Source organism: Pseudoalteromonas sp. 13-15 (assembly GCF_001468205.2).
In the GTDB taxonomy this organism is placed as follows: Bacteria; Pseudomonadota; Gammaproteobacteria; order Enterobacterales; family Alteromonadaceae; genus Pseudoalteromonas; species Pseudoalteromonas marina.
In genome coordinates this window covers 164,222-179,795 of sequence record NZ_CP019163.1, presented here as the reverse complement: position 1 = coordinate 179,795, position 15,574 = coordinate 164,222, and the positions used below count along the sequence as shown (strand labels likewise).

11 protein-coding genes are annotated in these 15,574 nt (G+C 41.0%); all 11 read right to left on the bottom strand.

Translation table 11 applies throughout. The features are described 5' to 3' along the window. Nucleotides 1–49: 49 nt before the first annotated feature. Nucleotides 50–1,189, bottom strand: a complete 1,140-nt coding sequence (gene asd, locus ATS72_RS16335) for an aspartate-semialdehyde dehydrogenase (RefSeq protein ID WP_058429275.1) — start codon at nucleotides 1,187–1,189, stop codon at nucleotides 50–52. 203 nt (nucleotides 1,190–1,392) lie between these two features. Further along, on the bottom strand, nucleotides 1,393–4,092 hold the full coding sequence (locus ATS72_RS16330) for a TonB-dependent receptor domain-containing protein (protein WP_058429274.1): 2,700 nt from the start codon (nucleotides 4,090–4,092) through the stop codon (nucleotides 1,393–1,395). A 63-nt stretch (nucleotides 4,093–4,155) separates the two neighbouring features. Beyond that, nucleotides 4,156–8,244 carry a hypothetical protein gene (locus ATS72_RS16325; RefSeq protein WP_058429273.1) on the bottom strand — a complete coding sequence of 1,363 codons (4,089 nt, stop codon included), beginning with the start codon at nucleotides 8,242–8,244 and terminating at the stop codon, nucleotides 4,156–4,158. Between the two features lie 308 nt (nucleotides 8,245–8,552). Then, on the bottom strand, nucleotides 8,553–9,881 hold the full coding sequence (locus tag ATS72_RS16320) for a tetratricopeptide repeat protein (RefSeq protein ID WP_058429272.1): 1,329 nt from the start codon (nucleotides 9,879–9,881) through the stop codon (nucleotides 8,553–8,555). Between the two features lie 30 nt (nucleotides 9,882–9,911). Beyond that, complete coding sequence (locus ATS72_RS16315; protein WP_006793482.1) at nucleotides 9,912–10,517, bottom strand: energy transducer TonB; 606 nt, start codon at nucleotides 10,515–10,517, stop codon at nucleotides 9,912–9,914. A 9-nt stretch (nucleotides 10,518–10,526) separates the two neighbouring features. Then, complete coding sequence (locus ATS72_RS16310; protein WP_006793481.1) at nucleotides 10,527–10,937, bottom strand: ExbD/TolR family protein; 411 nt, start codon at nucleotides 10,935–10,937, stop codon at nucleotides 10,527–10,529. A 50-nt stretch (nucleotides 10,938–10,987) separates the two neighbouring features. Continuing rightward, nucleotides 10,988–11,515, bottom strand: coding sequence for a MotA/TolQ/ExbB proton channel family protein (locus ATS72_RS16305; RefSeq protein WP_006793480.1), 528 nt, complete (start codon nucleotides 11,513–11,515; stop codon nucleotides 10,988–10,990). A 3-nt stretch (nucleotides 11,516–11,518) separates the two neighbouring features. Next, the gene (locus ATS72_RS16300) at nucleotides 11,519–12,886 is read right to left on the bottom strand and encodes a MotA/TolQ/ExbB proton channel family protein (protein ID WP_006793479.1); all 1,368 of its coding nucleotides are present in this window, start codon (nucleotides 12,884–12,886) and stop codon (nucleotides 11,519–11,521) included. Between the two features lie 10 nt (nucleotides 12,887–12,896). Next, nucleotides 12,897–13,649 carry a DUF3450 domain-containing protein gene (locus ATS72_RS16295; RefSeq protein ID WP_058429271.1) on the bottom strand — a complete coding sequence of 251 codons (753 nt, stop codon included), beginning with the start codon at nucleotides 13,647–13,649 and terminating at the stop codon, nucleotides 12,897–12,899. A gap of 211 nt (nucleotides 13,650–13,860) precedes the next feature. After that, a complete protein-coding gene (locus tag ATS72_RS16290) occupies nucleotides 13,861–14,475 on the bottom strand; it encodes a DsbA family protein (RefSeq protein WP_058429270.1) in 615 nt (204 codons plus the stop codon). An 8-nt stretch (nucleotides 14,476–14,483) separates the two neighbouring features. Next, nucleotides 14,484–15,572: a GGDEF domain-containing protein gene (locus ATS72_RS16285; protein WP_058429269.1), complete on the bottom strand. Its 1,089-nt coding sequence runs from the start codon at nucleotides 15,570–15,572 to the stop codon at nucleotides 14,484–14,486. Between the last annotated feature and the right edge of the window lie 2 nt (nucleotides 15,573–15,574).

Sequence of the window (15,574 nt, the reverse complement as noted above, 5' to 3'; positions counted from 1 at the left end):
GGTTAGCACTATGCTAACCCTATAAAATAAACAAATTAAAAAACTAAAATTACTCAGCGTCTACAATAATGCGAAGCATACGACGAAGTGGCTCTGCTGCACCCCATAAAAGCTGATCGCCCACTGTGAAAGCGCTAATATATTTAGGTCCCATAGCAAGCTTACGAATACGTCCCACTGGGATACTTAGCGTGCCTGTTACTTTAACCGGCGTTAAATCGGTGGATGTAATATCACGCTCATTTGGGATAACCTTAACCCACTCGTTGTGCGAAGCTAATATTTCTTCTATTTTTTCGACGCTTATGTCTTCGCGTAATTTAATAGTCATTGCTTGGCTATGACAACGCATTGCGCCAATACGAACACATAAACCATCAATAGGTACAGGCTGCTGGGTAGAGCCTAAAATTTTGTTAGCTTCAACTTGTGCTTTCCATTCTTCCTTTGATTGTCCACTTGGCATAGGCACGTCAATCCATGGGATCAAGCTACCTGCTAATGGCACGCCAAATTGATCTTGTGGTAAATCGCTTGAAGCCATTTTTTCACTGACTATTTTATCAATTTCTAAAATAGCTGAACTTGGGTTATCGAGTTGCTGAGCAACACTTGAATGAATAGCGCCCATTTGTGAAATCAGCTCTTTCATATTGCGTGCACCCGCACCCGAGGCTGCTTGGTAAGTCATAGGGCTTACCCATTCAATAAGGTCTTTCTCAAACAAACCACCTAAAGCAAGTAGCATTAACGATACAGTACAGTTACCGCCAACAAAAGTTTTAACGCCTTGCTCTAAACCTTGAGTAATGACATCTTTATTTACAGGGTCAAGCACAATAATGCTGTCATCACTCATACGAAGTGCGGAAGCTGCATCAATCCAGTAACCATCCCACCCCGATTCACGAAGCTTTGGGTAAACCGCTTTGGTGTAATCGCCCCCTTGACACGTAACAATAATATCCATTCTCGCAAGTTCAGATACATCGCTTGCATCAAGTAGCGGTTTTGCATCACCCGCTAAATCAGGACCAAGTTGTCCAGCTTGTGAGGTAGTAAAAAAAGTGGTGTCTATATTGGCAAAATCATTTTGTTTTTCCATACGCTCTAATAACACAGAGCCAACCATGCCACGCCAACCGACTAAACCTACTTTTTTCATTGTTTTATCCACTGTTTTGTTCATAAAAGATGCCTTAATACATTAAAAATTAAATTCATTGCGTGAGATTCAATTTTCAAGTTAACAAACTAACACTGCTAGACGGCTAAAACTAGTTAATAAAACAGAACTTAAAAATTTTTCATGCGAAATTAAGGTATAAAAAAAGCCCTGTATTTAATACAGGGCTTATAGCGCGAATTTACAAGGCTTAACGCAAGCTAAAACTAAAATTCATAACTATAGCTTAAGCTAAACTCGGTGCCTGTTTCTTGGCCCCAAAGGGTTAAACCTTCTTGCTCTATTTGTTTCTCTTGGCCTAGAATATTCTTCACTTTAAAATTAACTTTAGAGTTAAAGTTAGGAAAGTAAGAATAAACTAAATCAAGTGAGTGAAATGACTTTTCTTCAGCATCTTCATTTCCACGCGTACCTGGTACGATAATTCGCGGCCCAAACACATTGTAAATAACCGATGTTGAATGAAAGCCGTCATCTGAATCGTAACCCATTTGTAAGTTAGCAACCCATTCAGAGTGGCCTACTAAACGGCGTTTGTTGTTAGTAACAATGTTTGAAACGGTATCGGCTTCGAGTGCTTCTTTAAGTTGCGTTTCAAATAATGAATCGACATTATCTGAGTCATTTATACCTAAATTGACGCTCGAATCAGATAGCGTTACGTTACCCGACAAAAATGCAGACGACCAATCTTTATTGATAAAACCAAAGTCAGTTAAAAAATCTACCTCAATACCAGATAGCTTACCCGACTGCGCATTAGCCGTAAGTAATTGCGGAGACGCACCACCTACACCTGCAAGTTCAACCATTTCAATTGGGTTCTCTATGTCCTTGTAAAACAACGCAACTGACAGGTTATTACCTGTTGGCATGTACCACTCAAACCTAAAGTCAACATTCGTTAGCTCAGAGCTTTGTAAGCTAGGCGAACCACGAACCAAAAATTCAGTCAGCGGGTCAACAAAAAACGAGGTACTTACATCACGTAAGTCTGGGCGAATGGTGGTTTCACTCACGTTTAAGCGAAACTGCATTTCTTCATCCATGATGTACGTAACAGCAAGTGATGGAAAAAAAGTATCTTCGTTAATGACAACGTCTTGAATTTCTTCAAGCGTGTTTTCGAATAAGTTTGAATGTGCCTGATAGCCAATCGATACTTGTTTAAAATCTTCCCAGCGAACACCGCCGGTAATACGCCATGTATTTTCAAAAAAGTAGTCAGCCATAAAGTAATAAGCATCTAACTTATGCGCTGCACTGTATTTGTCACCGTCAGTTGTACCATCATCAAAAATACCTGAACCCGTAGCACTTGTGTAAAACGCGTCATTTGATGTGTTTGCATCAGCAAAAATATCGCTAATGTTATTACCAAACGTAAACTCATCGCTTATACCACGGTGCGTTATGCCAAATTTAACATTGCTTGCATCACGTTTTTTTTCTGAAAAGTCACCGCCAATTTTAAGTTCGAGCTCGTAGCCGTCCCCATAAAAAGGTAACCCCATGTTCCAGCCAAATGTTTCTACGTCATCGTGAAGTACCTGGTATTCACGAGTAATATTAGTTGCTGCAACATCTTGAAGCTGCTCTGACTCAAATACACCGTCGTTATAGTTTTGTTGAAAAACAACATCTAAACCGCCTGGTGCGTTACGATTAGCTCTACTTAAGCCACCATACCAATCAAAAAATAAATTATTTAGCTCTGGAAAGTTATGCGTGCCTTTAAGCTGAGAAGAAAACATTTCACGTTCTTCGTAGCTAATATCAACACGGCGAAGCTCAGTCACACCCTCTTCGGTTTCATTGGCATCGTAATAGTTACGATTACGAACCCGATCGCTCATATCGTGTAATGCAATGTTAGTCAGCTCAAATCGATGGTTTGAGTTAAACTCATAGCCAAGGTTTAACGTTCCGCTCCAACGAACATTTTGTTCAGTCGATGTACCATCGTAATATTGTGCAAAACATTTGTTCTCACAACCCAAACTACCTAGGCTTGAACCACTTTGTTCTTGAACAACTTCCCATTCGTTGTCATAAGAAACAGCCGCAAGCACACCAAAGGTGCCTATTTCGCTTTCTAGTCTGTCGCCCACGGCAACAGAAAAGCTCATAGCTGGGTCAACATCTTCCTTGCTAATGCCTGCATTCCAATCAAGCGATTGAATAAGGTTTTTGCGCTCTTCAAGCGTAGAATTAATATTGCCTTCAAGGCCTGCGTCGCTGGTAAGTGCTGTAGTAAATACACTAGATAGCGCACGTGTGCCATCATCACGGCCCATCCAATCATCATCACCGCCTTCGTAAAAGTAGCCAGAATCACTATTTGACGTGTTATACGATGAGCCTACTTGAACTTTAAATAAAAAGTCAGACGGAATAGACTTGGTACGAATGTTTACATTACCACCACCAAAATGCGCAGGCATATCTGGTGAAAATGATTTTTGCACACTTAAGCTTTCGATTATTTCAGATGGAAATAAATCGAGTGGCACAACCGAGCGGGTAGGATCGGGGCTTGGTACATACATGCTATTTAATTGTGTACTTGAGTAACGCTCACCTAAACCGCGCACATATATAAATTTACCGTCAACTAAGGTTAAGCCTGTTACACGGCGAAGAGCCGATGCAGCATCACCATCGCCGGTGCGTGAAATTTGGTCGGCACCCATAATATCAGCAACAAACGCCTGATTTTGGCGTTCTTGCAGTACTGCACCTGCGCTCCCTTTGAGTCGTTGCCCTACTGCAACCACTTCTTCTATTTCTTGCTCTTGAATGTCGGCTTCTGCAGCAGCAGTATTTACCGACCAACCAAATAGTGCAGCCAAAACGGCGCAATTTAATGTTGATAAGGCAAGTTTAGAGGGTTTATAAGAATTCATTTTTATACTCCGAAACAAAACAAGACATTAGCCGGGCTTTCGCCCGGCCTAAAGCGTTTAAGGTTAAAGACCTACTTTTACCCAACCCGCTGTCCAGTCTGTTTGTGCATCCATTGCACCAATGTAATCTACTGTATCAAAGTAGCTATCTAGGCTAGAAGAATCAAAACCTGCACCGAGTAGTAATGATTCACTTGAAGGCATGTAACCGTTACTCGCTAGTGCAAGGCTTGCAGCTGTTTGCACTGAGTTACCAGCTTGACCTAAGAACCAAGACTCAACATTGCCATCACCAATTGCTTGAGTACCAAAGTTGTTAGCTGTTTCACACGCAACCACTGAGTGAGTGATAGTAAGTGAACCGTCTTCGGCACGTGGTGCTGAGTCAGAACCTACACGTAAACAGTTTGCGTAATCTGCGCCACCCGTTACCACTACGTTTTTAAGTATGCCCGCAGTACCTGCACGTAAGCGAATACCGTTTACGCCTGCGTCACCAATAATGGTTACATTAGAGATAGTAGGCATAGTAAGCGGTGATGCATCTGAATCAAATTCAGAGTTATCAGCTTCAATCGCGTTATCGCCCTCAGAGCCTGATTGTTTGATAAGTACGTATTGCGCTTTACCCGTCCAACCAAATGACCAATCTAAAGAGTCGTCACCAATATTTGTAAGCACTAAGTGGCTGATGTTTGCTGTGCCACCGAAAAACTCTACGCCGTCATCTAGGTTTTCATGAACGTGGATGTAATCTAGCTCTGTTTGGCTACCTACACCAGCAAGTGATATACCGTTTAGTTCATCACCATTACCTAAAGTTTTGCCGGCTTGTTTTACAGCAACATACTTTAATGTACCTGAGTTATCTTCTGGGTCATTACCACCAAATTGGCCAGCATCACCTTCAGCAGATACACCACAGTTTGCAAGTTCATCAGCTGTTGCTTCACCTTCTTGGTCGCCACATGAGTTAGCCGGTGCATTACCTAATAATACTAAGCCGCCCCATTGGCCAATCGTTGTTTCGCCACCCGTTACATCTTGAATAGAAGTCATGGTGATAGGCTGAGTTGCTGTGCCTACGGCCTCAATTTTTGAACCACGACGAACAACTAAAAAGTCATCACCCGATTCACCAATTAATGTTGTACCAAACTGAACATACAATGTTGTGTTATCTGCGCGGTCATTACCAACAGCTGTGCGCCCTTTTAAAATCCAATGTGCATCATTTGTTAGTGTTACATCAGCTGTGAATACCACATCTGAATTTAACTGATAAACAGGCTTATCGGTAATAGCTGGGAAACTTGCAGACACATCTGTTGCTAGCCCTTGCTCTAATGCGTTTTGGATATCTGTAGGGAAGCTAGGTTTAATAGCAACGGTCCACCCTTCCATCCAGTTATTATCACCGTCAAACGCACCAATGTAATCGGTTTTAGTGAAGAACGAATCAAGGCCAGAGGTATCAACACCAGCACCTAGTAAAGGTGAGCTCGACTTAGGTGTATATCCATCAGTTGCTAAGCTTAGGTTTGCAGCCGTGAGTGTTTGGTTGCCTGTTTGGCCTTCAAACCACGATTGAACGTTACCACCAGCAATTGCTTCGCTACCGAAGTTATTATCTTCATTACAGGCTACTACTGAGTTTTCAATAGAAAGCTCACCCGATTCTGCATTTGCTACCGAGTCCGAACCTACACGTAAACAGTTTGAATACCCATCTGGGCCAGTGATAACAACATTACGAAGCACACCCGCTGTACCAGCACGTAAACGAACACCGTTAGTACCATCTGCACCTACAATAGTTACGTTAGAAATAAGTGGCTTAGTCAATGGCGTTGCATTTGAATCAAATTCAGAGTTATCGGCTTCAATGGCATTATCGCCCTCAACAGCACTTTGTTGAATGTAGATATTTTGTGCACGACCTGTCCAACCAAACGACCAGTCAAATGCGTCATCGCCAATATCAGTCAGTACAATGTTACGTACATTTACTGTACCACCAAAAAACTCTACACCGTCGTCTAGGTTTTGATGAACCTGGATATATTCAACCTTAGTTTGTGAACCTACACCAGCAAACGAAATACCGTTTAGTTCATCGCCATTACCCAGTGTTTTACCAGCATGTTTTACAACAATGTAACGAAGAACACCTGAATTATCATCGTTGATATCACCACCAAACTGACCTGCATCACCTTCTGCCGATACACCACAGTTAGCGAGTTCTTCTGGTGTTGTCTCACCTTGTTGGTCGCCACATGAGTTAGCAGGTGCATTACCAAGTAATACTAAACCACCCCATTGGCCAATATTTGTTTCGCCACCCGTTACATCTTGAATAGATGTCATAGTGATAGGTGCTGTTGCATTACCATTAGCGTTAATTTGTGAACCACGGCGAACAACTAAGAAATCGTCACCAGTTTCACCGATAAGCGTAGTGCCCGCTTGAACGTAAAGTGTAGTTGCATCAGCGCGATCGTTACCTACCGCAGTACGGCCATTTAAAATCCAATGTGCATCGTTTGTAAGCGTTACATCGGCTGTAAATGTTGTATCTTGTGTTAAACGGTAAACAGGCTTATCGGTAATTTGTGGAAATTCACTTGATACATTGGTCGCTAAACCCTGCTCCAATGCATTTGAAATATCTGTTGGGAAGCCACCATTAATACCTACTGTCCAACCTTCCATCCAGTTAGTTGTACCATTAAATGCACCAATTTGCCCATTGGCAATAAGCGGTGAACCCGGCAGTGGTGTGTAACCATTATCATCAAGCATTAAATCTGCTGGAGTTAGCGTTTGGTTGCCGTCTTGAGCTTCAAACCATGATTTAACATCGCCGCCATTAATCGCTTCACTACCAAAGTTGTTAGCTGTTGTTTGACATGCAACAACTGAATTAGTGATAGTTAATGAACCGTCTTCTGCGCGTGGTACAGAGTCTGAACCCACACGTAAACAATTTTCATAAGTAGCTGGACCCGTTACGAATACATTACTTAATGCGCCCGCAGTACCTGCACGTAAACGAATACCGTTGTTACCTTCAGCACCTACAATTGTTACGTTTGAAACAGTTGGCATTGTAAGTGGTGTTGCACTTGAATCAAACTCAGAGTTATCTGCTTCAATCGCATTATCACCCACGTTTGCAGCTTGTTGAATGTATACGTTAGTTGCAGAGCCTGTCCAACCGAACGACCAGTCAAGTGAATCATCACCAATGCTGGTTAATACAACATTGCTTACATCAACTGTACCACCGAAAAACTCGATACCGTCATCAAGGTTTTCGTGAACTTGAATGTAATCAACAGTTGTTGCAGAACCTACACCGGCAAACGAAATACCGTTCAGCTCATCGCCATTACCCAGAGTTTTACCTGCTTGCTTAACGATTAAATACTTTAATGTACCTGAGTTATCATCTGCAACATCGCCACCAAACTGGCCTGCGTCACCTTCAGCAGATACACCACAGTTAGCTAGCTCGTCGGCTGTTGCTTCACCTTGTTGGTCGCCACATGAGTTAGCAGGTGCATTACCTAGTAATACTAAACCACCCCATTGACCAATGGCTGTTTCACCACCTGTTACATCTTGAATAGAGGTCATAGTAATTGGCTGGCTTACCGTACCAACCGACTCAAGCTGTGAACCACGACGAACGACTAAAAAGTCATCGCCAGATTCACCAATAATTGTTGTGCCTTGTTGAATATAAAGCTTTGCGTTATCTGCACGGTCATTACCTACTGCTGTACGACCATTTACAATCCAATGCGCGTCGTTTGTAAGTGTTGCATCGGTAGTGAACGTTGTATCTGCTGTTAGGCGATACACTGGCTTATCAGTAATTTCCGGAAATTCGCTTGATACGTCTGTGGCTAAGCCTTGAACAAATGCGTTATCAATTGTGGTAGGAAAACCAGTTGTGCCGTTTTGTGAATCATCACGAGATGACGTTTCACCGCCTGTGTCTGAGCCGCCTTCAACAACGTTTGTTATTGTATCGCCTTCGTTAATTGTTGTGTCGCCTTCAGATACTACTAAGTCACCACCACAACCCGCTAAAGATACTGCAGTTGCAATCAAACTAACTTTGAATAAGTCAGATAATTTCATTGTTCACTCCGTTAAAGTATTTAATTATTTTGTTAGCGCTTTATAAAAACTCAAGTCACTTTAAAGCACTTAATAATGCGTTAAGGTCACTTGAGTTATCAGCAGGGCTTACCTTACGGGAGCTATATGACACTGGAGTTACACTTTAATAAACATAACATGACAAAACTATATTATTAAAATTCAATAACTTAATTGCTAAGGCAATAAAAAAAGCCGACTCAATTATTATTGAGCCGGCTTGCGTAGTGCGATTATGAAATTGATATTACAAGCACCAACGAAGTAGTGACTTGTTGTTTTAAAATTTAAAGCAGAGCGGTTCTTAACGTTTCAGCATGTACTTTTTCACGTTTAACATACTTAATCCATTGCTTAGCCAAACGCTGTGATTTTTTGTGTTTTTCAGCTTGTTCAAACGCTAAAATAGACGCATCGAAATTTTGCAAATTGTACTGCGCCATACCCAGTGCAACAAAGGCATTTGACTCAAAATCAAGTCCCCCTTTATCAAGCGCTTTACGCGCTGAATCCGCAGCATCTTCATAGTGCTCTGTATTAACATACACCTCAGCTAAACGCTGATCGTATTGCCCATGATTTGATAAATTGGCGGCTTTAACAAAATACTCTATCGATTTTTCATCTTCTTTTGCTTGGATCATCGCCTCGGCTACAAACGCATAGTTTTTAGCTGTTTTTTCGGCAATGCCGTTATCTATTGCTTTACTCATAACTTCTGCCGCTTTAAAAGCAAGTCCATTGTATAAGTAAACTTGAGCAAGTTGGCGTAAGTCGGCTCTTGATGTTAAAAACCCTTGCTGATAGGCAGCTTCAATAACAGCTAATTGCTTCTTCTCTTGCCCTGTTTCACCATACATACCCGAAAGCTGTACCCAGTATTCTGGTTTATCATAAAGCTTAACCATGCGTTCAAGCACTTCAACCACTTTGTTAGTTTGATTTAGTGAATAAAACATAGCGCGCTGTAATACAAGCCAGTTTTCTTTTGGGGTTTTACCTTCGTCATCACTTAATGAAATAACTTTAGTGATGTAGTCTAGGCCTTGCTTATAGTCTTTTAACTGGTAATACGTTTGTGCACGAAGTAAGTAATACCCTTCAGGTATTGGCTGAGTGTTAATCTCATCCCAGTTATCCAAAAAGGCAATGACTTTATCGTAATCGCTGTTTGCCATTGCAAGCTGCGCTAAACTAAAAGTGGTGCTTAAACGCAATGTTTCAGGGATCCCTTCTTCTGCCACAACGCGTTCAAATGAAGCTATCGCTTTTGGTAAGTCATTTTGATTGTAGTAAATGAACCCGTAAAAATTATGCATCATGGCTATTTCGTACGAGTTCATACTTGAAGAACGTTCATTAATGCTATCGAGCGCTTCAAGTCCAGCTTTTACATCGCCATCGTCTGCCAATTTTTGTGCGCGAGCCAGTTGGCTGTATACTTTTTCACGAAGCGCAGGAACACGTTTTGTTTTTTGTTCCTGCGCCGCTTGAGCACTTGCGATTGATACGCCAGGTAACAACGTTAGTGCACTGGGTGTAACAATACTGAACCCTATCGCAGTGGTACAAAGTAGTGTTACTTTTAAAAGTTTAGTTTTGGTTAATAATTTCATAATCGCCTCACGGTCTTTTCTAGTTAGCTACTATCCGCCAATTTGAAAAGATATTTTGTTCTGAACACCCGCTACTTCAACAGCTTCACCGTTGACAACACGCGGTTTATATTTAAATTTAAGAGCAGCGTCCATTGCAGCCCGATCAAATAACGACTCAGGCTCTGCTTTTAAAACTTGCGGATCGCGAACGGTACCTTGCTTTGTCACTGTAAATTCAACAATCACATACCCTTCAATACCGCGCGATAGCGCTCGACGCGGATAAACTGGTGCAACTTTTACAATGGGTAAATATTCGCCATCGCTCGTTTCCAGTGCTAATCCACCCGCCAGGTTCACTTCCGCATCAACATTAGCACCAAAGTCAAAGTTGTTAGCGTTGGCATTAGCATCACTACTTTGCATTTGTGGCGACTCCATTGGTGGTGGCGGCTCTTTTGGCGTAGGTGGCTTTTGTGGTTTACGCTCTTTCTTTTGAACACTTTCTTCTTTTTTCAAACGAACAAAATCAAGTACATTGCCTTTAGCTGGTTCGCTCATTGCCCCTTCACCGCCGGTTATAAGTGCTTGCATGCCCAAAAACAGCATAAACGTGACTACACCGGCAACAATTAATGCTACTAAATAACGCATTACTTACCCTTACGCTTCTTGAGCCGCAATTGAAACATCAAACACACCTGCAGCGCGTGCGGCATCCATTACTTTAATTAACGTATCGGTGGTTGCTTTTTTATCAGCTTGAATTACAACGCTACCTTGTGGGTTTTCAGCTTTTAAGCGTTCAATATTCGCCTGCACTGCGCGAACATCTATTTGGCGTTTGTTAATCCAAATTTCACCCTTATCTGAAATAGCAACTAAAATATTGGCTCTTTCTTTTTTAACCGCAGTTGCGGCTTCAGGGCGGTTTACGTCAATGCCTGCTTCTTTAACAAATGAAGCTGTTACAATAAAGAAGATAAGCATAATAAATACAACATCTAGCATGGGTGTCATGTTTATTTCTTCAGCTTCATCTTCTTGCATTAAATTACCTAAAGGCGCTCTCATTTTTATTCTCCTGATATGAGCGGGTATGTTTAGCCGCTCATAAAACTTATTTAGTGATCTAGCAACATGCTATCTTCAAGTAGTTCTACTTCACGTTTGGCTTTTCGTTGTAAGTACGTTGAGGCAAATACACCAGATAACGCCCCTACCATACCCGCCATTGTCGGGATTGTGGCTTTAGATACACCTGACGCCATAGAGCGCGCACTTCCGGTGCCTGTTATAGCCATTACATCAAACACTTCAATCATGCCCGTTACTGTGCCAAGCAACCCAAGTAGTGGACACAAAGCCACCATGACATTGATAAGCGGAAGGTTTGCATTTAAACGCATACTTGCTCGCGAAATCATAGCTTGGCGTATTTGCTCAGCATTCCAACTATTGCGTTCGTTACGGGTTGACCATGTTCCTTTAATGCTATTTTTGTATCCGCGAAACCCGTTGAAAAAGTATATAAATCGCTCGAGTATCAATAACCACATCGCGAAGATTAACACCCCAATGACCAAGAGTACTTGGCCACCGGTGTCGAGAAAATCACGGATAGCATTGATTGAGTCAATCAATAGCACCATGGTTTATTCTCCCTTCTCGCTTCGCTCAGCAATGATACCTGCGCTTTGCTCTTGTAAAATAAGCAGTAAGCCTTTTGAACGCGTGTTTAGTAATGTGTATATAAACACTGTTGGGATTGCCACAACTAAGCCAAGTACGGTCGTAACTAGTGCCTGAGAAATACCACCAGCCATTAGTTTAGGGTCGCCAGTACCAAATAATGTGATTGCTTGGAACGTGTTAATCATACCGGTAACTGTACCTAGCAAGCCAAGTAATGGGGCAACAACAGAGATGATTTTTATAAGCGTTAAGTTACGTGTGATTTTTGGCATTTCACGTAAAATTGCCTCACTTAATTTAAGCTCTAACGTGTCGTAAGCAACATGTGGGTAGTCGTCTTTTACTTTCATTACACGACCTAGCGGATTGTCGTCACGCGCTACTGAATCTTTTAATTGGCGACGAATTTTTCCACCAACAAGTAACAATGAAATAAAGCGCTCAATTGCAATTAATAAAGCAAGCAAACCAACACCTAAAATAACATAACCAACCGCACCACCTTGATGAACTTGCTCTGATGTATCTGGTGCTTGAACAAGTAAGCCTAAAATAGAGCCACCTGTTGGGTCTAATGCAAACTGTACAACACCACTTTTAGCATCTTGTAAGTCAGCAGCTGTAGCGGTATAACGAGACACTGGTTGGCGAGTAAGCGCGCTCAGCGTGTTTGTTCCTGGGTTATATTCTAAGTATTGACCCTGTGAAATTAAGTTAAAGGCACCAACACGAACAACTTCTTGCTCTGCTTTATTTCCACCTTCAACAATTACTGAAGTATTAAAGCGACTGACTTTACCTTGCTCAGTCATTTCACGTTGCAGCTCGTACCACACCTTTTCAATATCTTCTATTGAAGCAAGCTTAGACGTTGAACCCATTTTTTGAGCTAACTCGTCCATAAAGTCACTACGGCCCGGTAATTCTGCTGATACAACCGAAGTAGCGAACTTATTGCTAGAGTCCCCTGCAACTTGCTGTAATACCCCAAATAACTCTTTAAGTGATCCCATTCGCTTAGATAAGGTATCGGTTAAGTTTGCTAGTTTAACTTCGTTTTCTTCAAATTGTGTTTCAAGGCGCTCTGATTCAACAAGCATTTGGTTACGCTTTGCAGTTGTATCATTTAACATTTGAACTTGCTGGTTTTGGCGAGAAGTAAACTCCTGCTCTCGTTGTTTATTTTGCGCACTTTGAACGGTCTTGCCGTTTTCTAATGTTTTTAATAATGAATCAAGATCCATTGTTTCTGCCGCAGTGCTAACGCCTGCAAAACCGAGGCTTGTAACAAACAATGCCATTTTTGTCATTTGAGTAAACAATTTCATTTTTAACCTCTTATTCTGCTGCGTGTACTGGCAGAGTTAGCATATCTGGGGCAAGTTGCTTGCGCGCAATACGTAAACCTTTATTGATTTGACTAATTGTTGAATCTGGTAATGTTTCAAATGTTTTAGTCTCTGTGTTATAGCTACCAGCTTGCTTACCATCACGTGTTAGGTAAATCAGCTCTAATCGACCAATGCGTAAAAAGTCAACTTCACGCTCTTTACCGTTTACATCTAACAATGCGGTGTAAGCTTCAATAGTGCGCCCGTAATCTACCTCTACTTGGTAAGCTTCTAGCACACGACGAAATTTTTCACTCGAGGTGATATCAGCGCGGTCCATCATGGCTTTAAGTGATACTAAACGCTTAGCGCGCTCGTCTTGCAAAAAGGGAATATCTAACGATACAAACTGCTCAAGACCTGTGATCATTCGCATCATAAGTGGTGTAATTTGGCGCTCAATAATAGAAACCTGATCCATTGATAGGTTAAGCGATTCCATTTCTTCAATTTGATTATTAAGCTGTTTATTTAACTGCGCGTTATAAACAGCTAAACCGTCAATCTCTTTATTGAGCGTTTTAAATTGCTGTAAACGTCCTTGCATTGAATCTGCAATCTTGTCTATTTTTGTTTGTGATTGCGCAGCTGATTTATTAATTTCGCTGCTTTTATCAATAACCTTATCTAAATCGTTAGCGTGTACTGCTGCACTTGCGGCCACAATACCAGCTAAGATTAATGGTTTAACGCCTTTCATCGCATACACCTTTACTCGTTAATTAGCGGATTTGCTAGGTTGTATTTCAAGCCAATAAACAGAGCTTTAGTGGCTTGAATAATTCAATGAAGGGAAGTTTATAGATAAAAGATGACAAGGATGTTGCGCAAAAAAGTCGCTTTTATGACAGCTGTCATAATTAGGACTTATAGCAGAATAAAGACGGTCGAAGCGTTAAAATTAACGCTGCCTAATCAATAATATTTAAAATTTGGCTGTAAGTACTTTGCCAATCAGTGTAATTAACGCCAATAGGATAATAGCTGTTGTTATGAATAAGTACCAAGGAAGGAAAGCCATTAATAGGCAACGCATTAACAAATGCCAACTCGTCACTCAATTCATTATTTAATGATGAACTGACTAATTCATTTGCAAATCCCTCTTCATCTAGACCAATGCTTTTAGCGAGCGCTACCAAGGTGGCTTCCTCAGAAGGGTTTTGCGCATTTAAATAGTAAGCACGCTGGATTGCTTCTATCATTTGCGCTTCTTTATTGGTTTTACGCGCGATCAGAGCTGCTCTACAAGCCGGGTAAGTAGAACGTCGAGGTTCGCAATTACGCCAAAAGTCATGATTAAACTGGGTACCTAACTGCTTTTGTATTTTGTGCCACGTATCTTCAAGCATTTCTTTCATTGCTTTTGGCATAGGCTGCTGACTATCGGCAGCTAAGCCGCCCACTTTATATTCAACAATAATTTTATGCTCAAGTTGTTCTTTTAATTTTAGCCACGTAGGTGCATAGCCCCAACACCAACTACACATTGGATCGTGTATATAAATTAACTTACTTTGAAACATAACAACTCCTACATAAAAGCTGAAACAACTTTATTTCGACCCGTTTCCTTTGCTTTATAAAGGCATCGATCGGCTTGTTTTAAAGCATCATTGTAATCTGAAAGTTTATTTACTTGTGCTACACCTATGCTACAGGTAAGTGCTACGTTTTTACTATCAACATTCAAAAGTGTTGTATTGGCAACACTTTCTCTAAAGTTGTTAGCAATGTGCTCTGCAATTTGAATAGTCGCTTTTGGGAGAATAACCACAAACTCTTCACCACCATAACGCGCTTTTATTGAATCGCTACTGAAGTGTGACTCCAGCATTTTAGTAAATTCTATTAGGACAGTATCACCACAATCATGACCATAGTTATCATTAATGGATTTAAAGTGATCTAAGTCCAAAAGTAAAATTGAGAACGGTAAATAATTATCGGGATTATCGCTAACCAGCTTAAAAAAATGAGATGTAACAAAACGCCTATTGGCAGCCCCTGTTAGCTGATCGGTATACGCATCCTTTTTTTGTGCCAAAGTTATTTCAGCAATAGATTGATGGCTTTTATATCTAAAAAATTCACCAATCAACGAAAAAATAAACACCAAACTAAACGAAGCCATAAAACGTGATTTTTCTACAAAACCGTAATCGACCTGCCCAAAATTAGGACCGTATAATAGACCTAAACAGCAAACCAATAAAAACCCACTAAGCCATAACCCTAATTTAACACCGAGAGTAGCAAAGGTAACAACTGGATAAAACATAAGCCAATACAACGCTGTGTTCTCTTTACCACCTGTGTAAATAAGCGCAATACACATAATAAAAATGATTAGCATTGTTATTAAAGACACAACCTCTAGCTTACCGGTTTTGAAGAAGTAAACAGTGCAGGCAATGATCGTCATATTAGCAACGAGCAAAGCCACACTTAAGATGGGCGAATACACATCATAATTAGATAGAAGTAAAAAACCCAATATAAGAATAGCAAAGGCTATCATTGTAAATAATGAAAGTGCTTGGCGTTGCCTGTCCGAATTGTAAACGCTATCTATGTTAATTAAATTGCGCCAATTTGACTTAGCTAATTTTTCCTCTTCCATAT

What these genes read in the sequence shown, in the direction of transcription:
- ATS72_RS16315 (WP_006793482.1), bottom strand. Translation starts at nt 10,517, where the DNA reads ATGCGTTATTTAGTAGCATTAATTGTTGCCGGTGTAGTCACGTTTATG.
- asd (WP_058429275.1), bottom strand. Translation starts at nt 1,189, where the DNA reads ATGAACAAAACAGTGGATAAAACAATGAAAAAAGTAGGTTTAGTCGGT.
- ATS72_RS16290 (WP_058429270.1), bottom strand. Translation starts at nt 14,475, where the DNA reads ATGTTTCAAAGTAAGTTAATTTATATACACGATCCAATGTGTAGTTGG.
- ATS72_RS16320 (WP_058429272.1), bottom strand. Translation starts at nt 9,881, where the DNA reads ATGAAATTATTAACCAAAACTAAACTTTTAAAAGTAACACTACTTTGT.
- ATS72_RS16295 (WP_058429271.1), bottom strand. Translation starts at nt 13,649, where the DNA reads ATGAAAGGCGTTAAACCATTAATCTTAGCTGGTATTGTGGCCGCAAGT.
- ATS72_RS16325 (WP_058429273.1), bottom strand. Translation starts at nt 8,244, where the DNA reads ATGAAATTATCTGACTTATTCAAAGTTAGTTTGATTGCAACTGCAGTA.
- ATS72_RS16305 (WP_006793480.1), bottom strand. Translation starts at nt 11,515, where the DNA reads ATGGTGCTATTGATTGACTCAATCAATGCTATCCGTGATTTTCTCGAC.
- ATS72_RS16330 (WP_058429274.1), bottom strand. Translation starts at nt 4,092, where the DNA reads ATGAATTCTTATAAACCCTCTAAACTTGCCTTATCAACATTAAATTGC.
- ATS72_RS16300 (WP_006793479.1), bottom strand. Translation starts at nt 12,886, where the DNA reads ATGAAATTGTTTACTCAAATGACAAAAATGGCATTGTTTGTTACAAGC.
- ATS72_RS16285 (WP_058429269.1), bottom strand. Translation starts at nt 15,572, where the DNA reads ATGGAAGAGGAAAAATTAGCTAAGTCAAATTGGCGCAATTTAATTAAC.
- ATS72_RS16310 (WP_006793481.1), bottom strand. Translation starts at nt 10,937, where the DNA reads ATGAGAGCGCCTTTAGGTAATTTAATGCAAGAAGATGAAGCTGAAGAA.